The organism is Methylocystis borbori, assembly GCF_036576025.1.
Classification (GTDB): Bacteria; Pseudomonadota; Alphaproteobacteria; order Rhizobiales; family Beijerinckiaceae; genus Methylocystis; species Methylocystis borbori.
On record NZ_JAZHYN010000001.1, the window covers coordinates 122,526 to 135,744 of the forward strand.

General features: G+C 62.8%; 11 protein-coding genes. 3 read left to right on the plus strand and 8 right to left on the minus strand.

All coding sequences use genetic code 11. The annotated features are described in order from the left end of the window. Window positions 1–276 (plus strand): DUF3325 domain-containing protein, encoded by a 276-nt coding sequence (locus V3H18_RS00555; protein WP_332079913.1) that lies wholly within the window; start codon window positions 1–3, stop codon window positions 274–276. A gap of 73 nt (window positions 277–349) precedes the next feature. Here the strand turns inward: V3H18_RS00555 and V3H18_RS00560 are convergent, their stop codons facing one another. The 4 genes from V3H18_RS00560 to V3H18_RS00570 form a co-directional block, all read right to left on the minus strand. Continuing rightward, the gene (locus tag V3H18_RS00560) at window positions 350–2,446 is read right to left on the minus strand and encodes a heavy metal translocating P-type ATPase (RefSeq protein WP_332079914.1); all 2,097 of its coding nucleotides are present in this window, start codon (window positions 2,444–2,446) and stop codon (window positions 350–352) included. A gap of 153 nt (window positions 2,447–2,599) precedes the next feature. Further along, the gene (locus tag V3H18_RS16620) at window positions 2,600–2,869 is read right to left on the minus strand and encodes a FeoC-like transcriptional regulator (protein ID WP_408631740.1); all 270 of its coding nucleotides are present in this window, start codon (window positions 2,867–2,869) and stop codon (window positions 2,600–2,602) included. Between the two features lie 9 nt (window positions 2,870–2,878). Next, on the minus strand, window positions 2,879–5,248 hold the full coding sequence (feoB, locus tag V3H18_RS00565) for a Fe(2+) transporter permease subunit FeoB (RefSeq protein ID WP_332079915.1): 2,370 nt from the start codon (window positions 5,246–5,248) through the stop codon (window positions 2,879–2,881). Next, a complete protein-coding gene (locus tag V3H18_RS00570; RefSeq protein ID WP_332079916.1) occupies window positions 5,245–5,718 on the minus strand; it encodes a FeoA family protein in 474 nt (157 codons plus the stop codon). Before V3H18_RS00570 ends, feoB begins: the two co-directional genes overlap by 4 nt. Before the next feature lie 239 nt (window positions 5,719–5,957). Here V3H18_RS00570 and V3H18_RS00575 point away from each other — a divergent pair, with 239 nt between their 5' ends. Both V3H18_RS00575 and V3H18_RS00580 read left to right on the plus strand, forming a co-directional pair. Then, entirely contained in the window at window positions 5,958–6,578 is a 621-nt protein-coding gene (locus V3H18_RS00575) for a hypothetical protein (protein WP_332079917.1), read from the plus strand. A gap of 145 nt (window positions 6,579–6,723) precedes the next feature. Then, window positions 6,724–6,993, plus strand: a complete 270-nt coding sequence (locus V3H18_RS00580; RefSeq protein WP_332079918.1) for a hypothetical protein — start codon at window positions 6,724–6,726, stop codon at window positions 6,991–6,993. A gap of 133 nt (window positions 6,994–7,126) precedes the next feature. On the opposite strand, the gene V3H18_RS00585 is transcribed toward V3H18_RS00580, so the two are convergent. The 4 genes from V3H18_RS00585 to V3H18_RS00600 form a co-directional block, all read right to left on the minus strand. Beyond that, window positions 7,127–8,110: an antibiotic biosynthesis monooxygenase gene (locus tag V3H18_RS00585; RefSeq protein WP_332079919.1), complete on the minus strand. Its 984-nt coding sequence runs from the start codon at window positions 8,108–8,110 to the stop codon at window positions 7,127–7,129. 289 nt (window positions 8,111–8,399) lie between these two features. Next, window positions 8,400–9,842 carry a SagB/ThcOx family dehydrogenase gene (locus V3H18_RS00590; protein ID WP_332079920.1) on the minus strand — a complete coding sequence of 481 codons (1,443 nt, stop codon included), beginning with the start codon at window positions 9,840–9,842 and terminating at the stop codon, window positions 8,400–8,402. A gap of 1 nt (window position 9,843) precedes the next feature. Next, window positions 9,844–12,117, minus strand: coding sequence for a TOMM precursor leader peptide-binding protein (locus V3H18_RS00595; RefSeq protein ID WP_332079921.1), 2,274 nt, complete (start codon window positions 12,115–12,117; stop codon window positions 9,844–9,846). Window positions 12,118–12,835: 718 nt separating this feature from the next. Continuing rightward, a complete protein-coding gene (locus tag V3H18_RS00600) occupies window positions 12,836–13,174 on the minus strand; it encodes a P-II family nitrogen regulator (RefSeq protein WP_332079922.1) in 339 nt (112 codons plus the stop codon). Window positions 13,175–13,219 lie beyond the last annotated feature (45 nt).

The following is a 13,219-nucleotide window of genomic DNA, read 5'->3' on the forward strand; positions in this document are numbered from 1 at the left end:
TTGCTCGTCGCCTCCTTCGCCGCGTCGCTGTTTGGTTTTCTGTTGCTCGCCTTATCTCTTCCGCGTCATTGGCGGGAGACGATGGGTGAGCGCCATTTGCCTTCAGATTTGCGCACGGGATTGCGTATAGGCGGCTTCAGTTTTCTCCTGGCGAGTCTCGTTTTCGCATTTTTCCGAGACGGACCCGCTTTCGGCGTTCTGTTGTGGACGCTCCTTTCGGCCGTCAGCGCCCTGACGGTCGCCTTCATGCTGGCTATGCGAATTAAACGGCGCTAGGCAGTTCAAACTGCGAGCGCGTCTATCGGCGCTCTTTCCAACTTGCCGAGGAATTGCAGCATAGCGGCCGTCATCAAATGCCTCGATGTCCGCTGCCTAATCCTTGCTGAGTCGACCGTCCGCCGAGAAGCGCGCGCAGCAGCACGGCGATGGTCGCGCCATTGTGCAGCGCCGCCGAGGCGACGGGGGCGAGAACGCCCGAGGCGGCTCCCGCCAGAATGGCGGTATTGACGCCGACCGCCACGGCGAAGTTGGAGTGGATGAGCCGCATCGTGTTTTGCGCGAGGGAGAGGATCGTCACCAGCGAGTCGAGCCTGTCCTCCAAAAGGACGATGCCGGCGGTGGCGCGCGCGATATCCGCGGCGCGCGGCATCGAGACGCCGACATCCGCCTCCATCAACCCCGGGCCGTCGTTCACGCCGTCGCCGACATAGGCGATGCGGCAACCCTCCTGTTTCAGCGCTGCGATCACGCGCGCCTTGTCCTCCGGCCGCTGCTCGTAGTGCACCGCGTCGAGCCCCAGCATTTTTGCGAAGGCCATCGCCGGCGCCTGACGGTCGCCGGTGATCATAATCAGACGCTTGACGCCCTGCGCCCGCAACCGTGCGAGCGTCTCGGCGCTCTCGGCGCGCAGGCGGTCGCGCAGGGCGAAAACGGCGATCGGACGGTTATCGGCCGCGATATAGAGAAGCGATTTGCCCTCGGCCTCTAAAGTCTTCACTCTGTCGCGCGCGCCGGCGAAGGAAACGCGTTCGTCGTCCTCCAGGAAATGCCGGCTGCCAAAGCGGATGCGGCGGCCTTCCACTCTCGCTTCCACGCCATGACCGACGATGAAGCTCACCTCCTCATGGGGAATATGAGCGAGATGCCGTTTCTCGGCGAGCTGCACCACGGCGCGCGCGATGGGATGGCTCGTATGCTCGCCGAGCGAGGCGATCATGGCCGCCACGCGCTCCTCGTCGATATCGCGGTCGAGCGGGCAGATGTCCGTGACTTCGAGCGTATTGTGCGTGAGCGTGCCGGTCTTGTCGAAAACGACCGTATCGATCCCGGCGAGCGCCTCTATGGCCGAGCCGCTCTTGACGAGGCATCCCATGCGCGCCGCCCGATACATCGCCGATTTGATTGCGATCGGCGTGCCGAGCTTCACCGCGCAGGAATAGTCGACCATGAAGACGGACTCGATCCGGCGAAGATCGCCGGTTAGGGCGAACACCGCGCCGGCCGACGCCAGGGTGATGCCCACGCGCTTGTCGGCGAGCGCGCTGGAGGCCGTCTGAATGTTCGACGGACGATCGAGCCCCTCCTGAATATAACCGGCGATGCGTCCAGTCGTGGTCGCCGCGCCCACCCGCTCGGCGAGGATCACGAGCCGCCCCGCCGTGACGACGCCGCCGGCGAGCGCCTGGTCTCCGGCGCCGCGCGGCAAGGGGAGGCTTTCGCCCGTCACCGTCGATTGGTCCACATAGGCGTCGCCGGTCTGCACATGTCCGTCGACTGGAATCGTCTCGCCCGCGCCTACGACGACCCTTTCGCCGCCTTTAAGTTCGGCGAAAGGAACGCGCGCAAGCTCGCCGTCGTCGCGCTCGATCCAGACGTCGTCGGGCGGCTTCAGCAGCAGCGAGCGCAATAGTTCGTCGGACCGCTGGACGGTGGTCGTCTCGATATACCCTGCCAACTCGAGTAGAAAGCGGGCGACGTTCGCGGTGACAAATTCGCCGCGCGCCGTCGGCAAGCCGATGGCGAGCGCATCAAGCGCGTCGGTCTTCAGCGTCGCTCGCAGCGCCTGGGCCGCGCCGCGCAAGACGACGCCGGCGACATTGGCCAAGGTGATCGCCCGGGCGAGAGGAACAGGCATAAATAGCGATGCGACGGCGGCTGCGGCGGCGAACGTCAGCCGGGTCGGGTTCGCCGCCGCGGGCGCTTGCCACGCTTCGCGCGCCGTTGTTAGCGGATGTCGAGCCCGCGCGAGAATGGCTTCGCGCGTTTCCGTCTGGCCGTCATAACTGACCGCCAGAGACGCGCAGGCGCGATTGGCGCGGACTTCGCTGACGCCGGGAAGATCGCGCAGGCTCGCGGCGGCGCGCGCCAGGACCTCAGGACTCGCCGCCAGCCGCAAGCGCAGCCGCTTGGGCAGCTCGTGGACAATCTCCAACGCCGTCGCCGTCAACCAGCGGAATTCCTTTTTCCTCGAAAGCGACCGCCGCTTCCGTCTTGGCGTCATCGTTCGACATTCAAGTTCGGCGATCCCAACTCGAAAAGAAGCTGAGCGGGCGCGCTGCTATAAGGAACAAGCCGATGGCGTGCGCCCCATCGCAGAGGGTCAGGAATCGCCGCGATTTTCTCGCCGCTCCTCGACCCATTCATATATGTCGCTGATATCCACGCTCTCGGCGCAACCGCATCCCGCGGTTCCCGCCTTGCCGCAAGCGGCGCAAACGCCGACTATGCGCCGAACCTTGTTTTTCGCCCGCCATATTTCGAGTAGATTTCGCGCCACGTCCGGCGTGGTGCGGAGACTGGCGGCGATTTCCAGCACGGAAGCTCGATGACGGCTCTCCATGAAGCTTCTAACCGACGACAGCGTTGCCATGGCCGCCCCTCAACTCTGCTTCGGCCAGCTCGCGACGGCTCGAGAAAGATCGCTCCAGTTGCGCCTCTTCGCCGCCCCAGAGCCCACGACGCGCAGGGCGGCCATCGCCGCGAGCAGCGCCGCAAGGCAGGCGGCAATCCAGAAAACGGAGGTTCCGGGCGACCGATCGAATCTTGCGGCCTGATAGAAAATAACCGCCGCGCACCACCCAATCCCGGTATTCCATATGGCGCTGAAGATGGTCCAGCGCCAGCCGATCTCCTGATAGATCGCTCCCATCGCCGCGACGCAAGGAATGTAAAGCAGGATCATCAGCAGATAAGCGAAAGCCCCGGCCGGCCCGTCGAAACGCGCCGCCATTGCGGAGAAGGCGCTCTGCTGCACTTTAAGCTTGGTCGCGGTCGCGGCCGTATCTTGGATAAACGAAACGTCGAGTCCTAGCGGGTCCGTCAAGGCCGCCAGAACCGCCTTCAAATTCTGCGGGACGGTCTCGAAGGCGTCGACGAGCTTCTTGCCGACGTCGGCGCTCTCCGACTTGCTCTCGCCGCCCTCGCCGGCCGCCCGCGCGCCAAGTTGGCTATAAAGCGCGTTGAGCGTGCCGATCACGACCTCTTTGGCCAGAACGCCCGTAAAGACGCCGACCGCCGCAGGCCAATTGTCCCTGGTCATTCCCATCGGCTCGAAGGCTGGAACCATTGTCCGGCCGATGGCGGAAAGCGCTGATTTCTCGCTGTTCTGATTCCCGAAGCTGCCATCTGCGCCGATCGTGTTGAGAAAGCTCAACAGCACGACGATGGGAATGATCACGCGGCTGCACCTGAAGACGAAAGCCTTCAGCCGGTCCCAGGCTCTGAGCAGGACCGTGCTGACAGTGGGCATGTGATAGGGCGGCAACTCCATGATGAAGGGAGAAGCCTCTCCTCTCAGCACGGTGTTTTTCAAAAGGAACCCCGTTCCAACGGCAAACAGAATGCCGATCAGATAAAGTAGGAAGACGACGTTCTGGCCGCTTGCGGGGAAAAAGACGGCGGCGAACAACGCATAGACCGGCAGGCGCGCGCCGCATGACATGAACGGCGCCATCATGATCGTCAGGATGCGGTCGTGACGGCTTTCCAGCGTGCGGGTCGCCATAATCGCAGGCACGTTGCAGCCGAATCCTACAATCAACAGCACGAATGACTTCCCAGGAAGTCCGACGGCCCGCATCGCGCGGTCCATCACGAAGGCGGCGCGCGCCATATAACCGGAATCCTCCAGGGTGGAGAGAAAGAGATACAGCAAGCCGATGATGGGAATGAATGTCGCGACGGTTTGAACGCCGCCGCCGACCCCCTCGGCCAATAAAGCGACCAGCCACTGCGGCAATCCCAGGCGCTCCAGCGTCAGCCGGCCGCCGTCAACGAGCAGCGCGCCAGTCGCCTGCTCGAAGAAATCGATAAAGGCTCCCCCTATTCTGATCGTGAATATGAACATCACATACATCATCATCAGAAAGATCGGGATGCCGAGAAAGCGGTTGAGCACGATATGGTCGATGCGGTCTGACAATGTCCGCGAGGCTTCGCGCGGGCGGGTCGCCGACCGCTCGACGATCCCGGTCACGAAGCCAAAACGCGCATCCGCGATGACGATGTCGGGGTCCTCGCCGAACGCCTGCGCCACCATATCACGAGCGACGGTTGTTTCGCTTTCGAGATGTCCCCCGACTTCGCCCGCCAGCACGGGATCGCCTTCGATCAGCTTGAGGGCGCGCCAATGAGGTTGCCGCGAGCCGTTTTCGGCCAGGAGCGGCTCCAGTCTTGCGATGGCCGCCTCGACGGCCTCGCCGTAATGCGGCGTCACCAATGGCGGACGCGGGCGTTCAGCGAGATCGGCGATATGCGCCATGAGATCGGAGACGCCGATCCCGCGCGTGGCGATAATGGGGATCGCCGGGCAACCTAACTCGCGCGACAGCTTTTCCGTGTCGACAACGATCCCGCGGCGCTTGGCAATGTCCATCATATTGACGGCGATCGCCATCGGCGCGCCCATCTCCAGCAACTGGGCCGTTAGATAGAGATTGCGCTCGAGGTTGGAGGCGTCGACAATATTGACGATCAGCCTGGCGTCGCCGGAAAGAACGAAGTCACGCGCGATGCGCTCGTCTTCGGACACATCGATCGTTGCGCCCAGCGAATAGACGCCGGGCAGATCAATCATCTCATATGTGTTTCCGTCGTAGCGATAGCGCCCGCTTTTCTTTTCCACGGTGACGCCTGGCCAGTTCCCGACCTCCTGGCGCGCGCCGGTGAGGACGTTGAACAGCGTGCTCTTGCCGCAGTTCGGATTGCCGACGATCCCGATGAGGATCGGCTTGGGATCGCCTTCCCTCATGGGAGCTTCTCTAACGCGAGAAGCTGGGCTTCGGCCTTGCGGAGGCTCATCGAGAACCCGCGAACCTGTATTTCGACTGGATCGCCAAGCGGCGCCACGCGCGTCAGCGTGAATTCGACGCCAGGGGTGAGCCCCATCGCCATGAGTTTCTGCCGATAGCCCGACATTCCCCTGCCCATGCCGACGATGCGGGCGCGGTCGCCGGGGTTCAAATCGCCGATCGTCATTCCCGCAAATGGCTCCTCCAAGCGGACGACGCATATGCGGCGCGCCGTCGCAGGGTCCACGGCGATGCGGCTGTCGCCCGCCGCCACCAGCACGCCAGAATTCATATCATGTTCGAGAATAAAAAGTGTGGAGCCCGCGCGAAGACCCAGCTCGACGAGCCGTTGCTCCGACCCCATGTCGGCGTCGAACGAGATGACGCGAACCGCGCCGTGACGCACGTCGCTCAAACAAAGAACTGGCATGCGCGGTTGCACCGAAAGAGTCGCCCTCACGCGGCGATGCGCCGTCGGCGGCGCCAGGAGATGTAAAGATACTCTGATCTGACCGCAAGAACATTGAAACGGAGTTTTAGAAAGCCTCCGAACAACCGCCATTAATACATTCAGATACGCCAATATTATAAAATTCTCATAGTATATATCTGCTATATGCTTACATGAGTCAGCATTTAGCTCGCAAGGCCTTTCTATACCGCGTGTAGATGAGTTTTGAGCCGCAGCCGCTCGACGCTCGCTTCCACTCTCTTGATGCGCGCCCCACCGTCGTTGATCCCGCGTTGGCGCGCTATATGCGTGGCACCCGCCAGATCCGGAGTTTGGGCCGGATTTTCAACTTCGAACCACGCGAGGAGCCGTTCGTGCCTGTGCTGCAAGAAATCCATACTGTCGTGGCATTGGCCCCCGCAAAGCCGGTCGGGTTGGCCGATCTTGGCGCGCCTTCTGTCGATACGGCCGTGGTCAAAAAGGGGCGCGTGCATGAGTTCGCGCAAGTCCTGCCAGACGGTAAAATCGGTCGTCGCTTCCAGGATCTCCGCGTCATCGCGATCAGCACGGTCGAGGGCTGTATCCCTTCCAACAAATTGTTCATTCAGTTCGATGTTTTCGGCGACGACACGGCGGCGCCCGCCGACGGGGTCGGATTCGAGTCAATTCTCTTTGCCGGCGCGCAGCAACTCGCCAGCCTGCGATCGAGTAGCCTCTTCCTTCCCTATGGCAATTTCTGGTACCCGAACCGCTTCGTATTCGAGGCGCCGACGGCTGACTTCGATCGCGCCGACCGTCTGGAATTTATCGCCAAGTCGGAAGAGGTCCGCATTATTTAGCCGGCGGTCGATTGCGACAATCGCCGCGAGGCCGCGCCGTCACGATCATAGAGAGCCTTGGCGCGCGCTATTCGCCAAGCTCGCCTCGATCCAAATTGAGCGAAGAGACATGACTTATCCACTCGTCAAACGCGTGCCCCACCGGATGCTCGGCGAAATGCTGCGGATGATGTTGAGCGAGCGCCTGTTTTACGATTTGACCCTTGAAGAAGGCCGGACATTATCGCGCGCCTTCACCGCGCTGGCTCATGACTGGCGACGCAATGATCTCGTCTATCTGAGCCCAGTCGGAAGCGACCATGAATTCTCCGCAGCCGTCACACAAGAAGGCCTTGACGTGGAAACCGCGGATGGAAGCCACCATTTGAATTGGGACGATGTGACGGAGTTGGCCGAGCGCCTCGCCGTGGAGTGAGAAGCGCGGCGTCATATTTCGCCTGATCCGGGACCTTCTCGCAAGGCGCGGTCAAAGTAGAAGTCCTGTAGGCGCGTCGGGGGCTCTTTCCCTTGACCTCTCCCAGAGGCCGCCGCGCCGTGGCGCGGCTCCATCAACCCTTGCCCCAGTTCCAGGCAAGCAGGCCAGCGTAGACCGCCATGGAGAACGCGTAAAGCGCCACGAGGAAGCCATAGCCGAGAAGGTTCTTCCGCCAGCCCACCTCGGGCTCGATCCACCAGCCGAACGTCTTGAAGGCGAGCGGCGCGAGCTTCCAGCCCAGCAGCTGAGTGCTGGCGACATTGCCGATGAACAAGGACAGCCAGAATGGCGCGCCGCGCGAGTCGATAAACGGGCCGCTGATGAAATAGCCCCAAAGGAAGACGATGGGATAGAGTACGAGCAGGACGAGCAAATTGCTCTTGAAGATGAAGGATGGGCTCTCCGCCGCCGGCTGGCCTGCCGGGAACCAGAAGTTGAAGCCATAGCTCGCCCGCTTCACAGTGAGGCCGGCGTTGAATTCCTGACCTTCCACAAGCAGCGCCCGGCGTTGCGGCGAGTCCAGCCAGGCGTTCAGATTGGCGTCGGCGTCAAAGGACAGGATGACGATCCAGTCGTCGTGCAAGCCCGCAATCGGCCCTTCGATCTTGTGGCGCATGAATCCCTTGAACTGGGACTCCGCCGCCTGGACGCGCTGCTGCCAGTCGAGAAACGCCGCTTCGCGGTCCGCCGGCACGCGGAAGGAAATAATGGCGGAGATGGCGTCCGTCCGATCGCCGCCTACGTCCTGCAGCATGTGGACGTCCTCCGGACCGATGCAATGCCGGCTGATCTCCTCGACGAGTTGGGCGCGCGCGTCGCTCTCTAGCCATGCGCGCGCCGCTGCGGGAGTCGCGAAGCGCAGGACCTGCACCCAGTCGAGATTGGCGGGCGGCTGCGGAGGCGCCACCTCCTGACCAAGGAATCCCGGCCAGGATTTGAGCGCCTCGGCGACCTTGCCGCTCCATTTCGTGAAGGCGGCGAAACCCTCGTCGGCGATGCGGCGCTGGATGACGAGGGCGACCGGCCAGTCGCCCGCCGCTTGTTTCCCTGAAGCCATGGGTTTCGTCCGCTTGGTTCTTTAAGAAGCAATGAGAATTACAAGACTGGCATGGCGGATAGAGTTTTTCTTATGGAAAAGTAATGGTTAACTGCTCGGCTCGTAACCATCAACTCGCCTTGACGAATTAGCCGAGCATTCAATTCAAAATTCCCAAATGGGCATTTCAGGGATCGACGCCGTCGGAGACGAAGACGGCTGTCCTTGCTCCGATCAAGACTCGTGTCTTCCCGCGCCAGGCGTTGGACGATCCATGATCGCCGCCGTATGTCGCGATTGCGAGGCGCCGTCAATCGGCGACGGGCGTCGAACCATTTTGGACGCCGCGTCCGATCGCGATCTGGCCAACGGGCCCTTCGACGTGAAACGCGAGGCCCGTCATTTTCGCAAAGAGATCGATGTCCCCGACGCCGATCGCGCAGGCCCCAATCTCCATCTCGGTCGCCATCAGATAGAGCGTCTGCATCAGCACGCCGACATGTTTCAGAATAAGCGCATAGGCGAAGCCGCTGTATTTCCACGACACGCGGCCGAAACGCGCCGCCATTGTCATGAGGATTTGCGGAGCCGCCGGCGCGCCCATGGCGAATTGCGCATCTTCCAGCATCGCCGCAAGCCAAGGCTCGCTCGTCTCGATCCGTACAAGAGAGTGGCGGTTGGCGTCGTAATGATAAAAGCCGCGCGCCAGACCCTCACATTTGTCGACGGCGAGATAGAGCTCCAATTCGTAGCTCGCGCCGCCGGACGGATAGGGGCGCGGGGCGATCTCCAACTCCGGCTCCTCCTCGTCTTCATCAGGCTGTCGCGCGCGCGATATGATTCGCGCGGCGCCCCCGAGGAGCTGCGCGACCTCCGCCAGCGTGATCGGGCGCCGCTCATCGAAGACGCGCGTCGAACGTCGTCGTCGCAACAATGTTGCAAAGGCCGAGGGCGGCGCCGTATCGAGCGTCGTCAGGTCGATCGCCCGCCCTGGCCAACTCGGCCGTATCGCAGGCGGCGCCGGCGCGAGATGCGCGTGGGCGTAAAGGCCGCCGGTAGGATTGGCCTGCCGTCCATTGGTGCTGCGGGCGTGGAACAGCAGATCGTGAAAATCCCATAAAAGGAGAGCGTCGTCGCCTTCCGCCGCGCGCAGTCCTTTGTCGGCGTCGCGCCCAGGCGTGAAGAGGATCTGGGCGTCGAGGAGCAGCGCCAGCAGCTCGACGCCTGGAAAGTCGGCCGATTCGCGAAGCTCTCTCACAGTCCGCGCCGCCGACAGACGCGCAATCATTGCGGCGACGCTGGGGTCGCACAGGCGGAAAAGCGCGCCGGCGCGGGGCGATTCGAGCGCCATGTCGGCGCCGCGCCGCCGCATATAAGCAAAGCGCGACAGCGCCAAGGGGCGATCCTCGGAGATCTCGACCATTCGCGGCGCATAGTCACGCATCTGCGGCTCGATGACGACGAGATCCGGCCCGCCCGGCGTGCGGGCCAAGCGATATTCCACGAGGCCGTAAAGCGCCAGCCTTCGGACGAGTTCGCTTATCTCCGCGTCCGGATCCCCATCGAACGTCAGGCCGCTCTGGAACTCGCCGGCGCGCGCTATGACATCCGCGCCGAACTTTCCAAAGTCCACGGCCCGACCGTCGAAAAAGGCGGTGAGCCCGCCCGCGTCATTGCGCTCGAGCGCGACGCCCGGATTGAGCCGAGCGAAGAGCCGTGCCGGCGGCGCGGGCGGTTGGGAATCGCTAGGCAAGTCAGGTGCGGGGGAACAGCGGGTTGAGATCGGCTTCCCTTACTGGCCGCTTGCGCAGGCCCAGCGCGAGGGGCGTCTCATAGAGACGGCCGGGACCAAAGCGGCGATAGAAATGCCGCAGTCCCGGCACGATCACCCGGACCACCGGCACATCGATATCCGGGCGCGTCTGATCCAGGACAAGGAAATCATGGCCGGCGCGCGCGGCGAGCTTGACGCAGGCCAGCACCTGGTCGCGGCTGTCGAGTTGCGCGAAATTCTTGAACCGCGACCGTCCGAATGACGCCTTGCCCTGCGGCCGCAGATAGGCATGCTTGCGCAGCGGGAGAGGGTCGTTTCCGTAATCGTCGTCCGGACCGAGCGCGGGTCGGCCGCCGAGGCTCTCGATGGCGATGAACTGGTTGAGCTCGGTCATGGCGCGCAGCGTCGCGATCCGCGGGTCGAAATGCGCCCCCGCCGCGACTTCGATGTATTCCCGTCCGTCTTCTGTCCAATGGGCGACGGCGATGACCACCGGAATGCCGAGATCGCTCGTGACGTCCAGCGCCCAGACGTCGCGGCCCATCCTGGCGAAGACGGCGCGCAGGTCGCGCACATAGCTGTCGCCGAGCTTGTCGAGATCGATCTCCGGACGACGCAAGCGGTTGTACCACCAGATCGCATAGGCGTCCCGCTCAACGAGTTCGAGGAACCCCTGAAGGATAGCCTCCTCGATCGTATTGCCCGCCGCGCAGCCGTTCGAATCGGCGCTGATCTGATTCGCGCAGCCGGACTCGTGGAAGAAATACAGCAATCCAGTGGGAATATATTTGAAGCGCTCGTGCCGCAGCGACCATACCGGCGACCATTCCGTCTCTGCGGCGGGATCGAAGCGGCGCGCGCCCTCGCCCGCGCACCGCCCCTTTGTCTTGCCGCGCTCATATTGCGCGTCGCTATAGAGCAGGATGTCGTTGGGCAGGATCGCCTCGCCGGCCGGGAAATCCACGAATCGTCGGACCGTTCTGATTTCGTCGCCCTGGAAAATTCCGCAATAGCGCTCGATCGCCTCCATCAGCGCGCTTGTCTCGCCCTGCTCGGCGACGCTGCCCTTGCCATAGCTGTCGCCGCTCAACCCGGCCTGAAGGGCGTCGACGGTTTCGGGGCGCGGCGAAAAATTATGTCTGGCGACAAAGCTCGCGTCGAGCGGCTGTTGGCTCTTGATCCGATCGAGATGCGATACGACGCCGGTCAGCGGGCTGACATGCTTGCGATTGCGCGCAAGGGTGTCGCCCGGCGCGACCGATCTGTATCCCCCGCTCGTCACGACGCTCGCGCCGCCGGCATGCAGCCGGATAGGCGTGGGCGGTCGCGCCGGATCGCGCAGCTCGGGGCTGCCGCAGCAGGGGCATTGCGGCCGAGCTGGCACATAATGCCGTGCGACCGTCGAGCCCATCATGTCCAGGCTCACGATATGGTGGCGTAAATCGGTGCGGAAGCCGCTGGCGATGGCCTTGCCGATCTCCGCGGCGGCGAGCCCGACGCCGCTCATTCCGAGCGGATTGGCGCCGAGCGGCGAGACAGCGACGCAGCGCGCCTCCGTGCGGCCAAGGAAAGCCTTGACCTGTCGATTCCAGTTCATGCGATCGGCGAGGCATCTCCAGCATGCGCTCTTGCCCGGGCTGAAGATCGGGCCGACCAGCGGGAAAACGCCGGAGGGCTGAACCAGCAGCCAGTCTTGGTTCTCCTCGAGCCGCCGGCGGTTGAACTCGGCGAGCTGGCTTTCGAGATAATCGCCGACCAGGACGATGGTCAGATCGCCTCCCCGCTTCACGACCCTGACGCCGAAGACGTCCAGCGCCTCCTCCAGCGCGCGCGCGCCGCCGATCCCCATGGTTTCGATTTGAACGGAGACCTCTTGCAGGTTTTTCTCGGCGACGTCGGGCGGCAGGCCGAGGCTCGCCCAGTAGGCCGCCGCAACGCCATCGGACGCTCCCGCCGGGAAGACGAAGCGGCGATCGAGCAGACGCTTGAACGCTTCGTCTATTGCGTCGAGGGGAAACTCCGAGGATAGCGCATGACGTATGGCGTCGGCGTCCTCTCCCGCGCCGATCCGCTCCGCCAGCGCGCAATAGAGCGCGCCATGAAGAAAAAACTTCCTGTCCTCCGAATAAAGGCAGACGGCGTCAGGAGGCAGGACATAGACGGAGAAATTGGGCGAGAATCGAAGGGCGCCGCCGAATGAACGCTCACGTGAAACCTGCTTCCGGGAAAGCGGTTTAGATGCTTCAACGGTCATTTGGCTGTCGCGCGCTCCCCCGCCCCGTCGCGCCCATAAGCGACAAGATTTGCTCGATCAGAAATCCAGAAAAGCAGGTGCGCGCGGAACGTCGCGAAGCAGTTCCGCGCGGCGCGGCCCACTCGCCCCGCAGCATCGCCTCAGGCTTAACCCGCCGCCCAGCCATCAAATCCGAGGCGGCGCGTCACCAGCAACCACGGCAGCCGCGACAGCCACAGCCTCTGCAACCGCAGCCGCGGCACCCACAGCCCCTACAGCCGCGGCATCCCCACCACCATGCGACCTGTTCGGTCTTCACGGCCGGGACTTCTTCGCGATCAAAAAGGCGGAAAGAATTCAGCCCCACATCGAACACTTCCTGTTCGCGGAGGTCGATTGTACGCGTCCTGCTCGTCTCCGGAGTCGCTGAGGCGTCGGCGGGAGAGCTGTCCACGCAGGCGGCGCCCGCGAGCGACAAAGATACGCCCATCACGCCGAGCGCCTTTTTGCCACGACGCTTGTTCTGTGGGTTGTCCGATGAGCGCGCCATTAGACTCCTCCCAAAAGAAATTAAAACGGACCTCGGGAGACAATAGCGCTTATCTGGCGGTGGTCAATACTCGTTCCGCCTCAGCGATGAGAGAGGAGAGTCTCTTTGGCCGAGAGCTTGGGCATGTTCCGCGGAGTTTTTCCGCCAAGCGCGTCTTGCGGCGTGCGACGACAAAATATCCTTTCATGCTTAAAGCGCGCCCGGACCCGTTTCTCCCGTGCGGATTTTATATAGCTCGTCGAGCGAAGTCACATATATCTTGCCGTCGCCGCTTTGACCCGTGCGGGCCGCGAGCATGATCGCGCGAACGACGGAAGTCACGAGCTCGGGAGTGACGATGACTTCGATACAAAGCTTCGGAATGAAATAAGCGACATATTCGACGGCGCCGTAAATTTCCGAATGGCCTTTCTGATGGCCATGTCCCTTGGCCTCATAAACCGTCATTCCGGAGACGCCTATCGCAAATAGAGCATTATGGACGTCGTTTAATTTGAATGGCTTGATAATGGCCGTGACCACTTTCATGGCGTCGGTCTCCCCAATGACTGATCCTTAACTTAGAACAAGTTG

Excerpts from the sequence above, each read along its gene's own strand:
- V3H18_RS00570 (WP_332079916.1), bottom strand. The coding sequence starts at position 5,718 with ATGCCAGTTCTTTGTTTGAGCGACGTGCGTCACGGCGCGGTTCGCGTC.
- V3H18_RS16620 (WP_408631740.1), bottom strand. The coding sequence starts at position 2,869 with ATGGCAACGCTGTCGTCGGTTAGAAGCTTCATGGAGAGCCGTCATCGA.
- feoB (WP_332079915.1), bottom strand. The coding sequence starts at position 5,248 with ATGAGGGAAGGCGATCCCAAGCCGATCCTCATCGGGATCGTCGGCAAT.
- V3H18_RS00600 (WP_332079922.1), bottom strand. The coding sequence starts at position 13,174 with ATGAAAGTGGTCACGGCCATTATCAAGCCATTCAAATTAAACGACGTC.
- V3H18_RS00595 (WP_332079921.1), bottom strand. The coding sequence starts at position 12,117 with ATGACCGTTGAAGCATCTAAACCGCTTTCCCGGAAGCAGGTTTCACGT.
- V3H18_RS00575 (WP_332079917.1), top strand. The coding sequence starts at position 5,958 with ATGAGTTTTGAGCCGCAGCCGCTCGACGCTCGCTTCCACTCTCTTGAT.
- V3H18_RS00585 (WP_332079919.1), bottom strand. The coding sequence starts at position 8,110 with ATGGCTTCAGGGAAACAAGCGGCGGGCGACTGGCCGGTCGCCCTCGTC.
- V3H18_RS00580 (WP_332079918.1), top strand. The coding sequence starts at position 6,724 with ATGCTCGGCGAAATGCTGCGGATGATGTTGAGCGAGCGCCTGTTTTAC.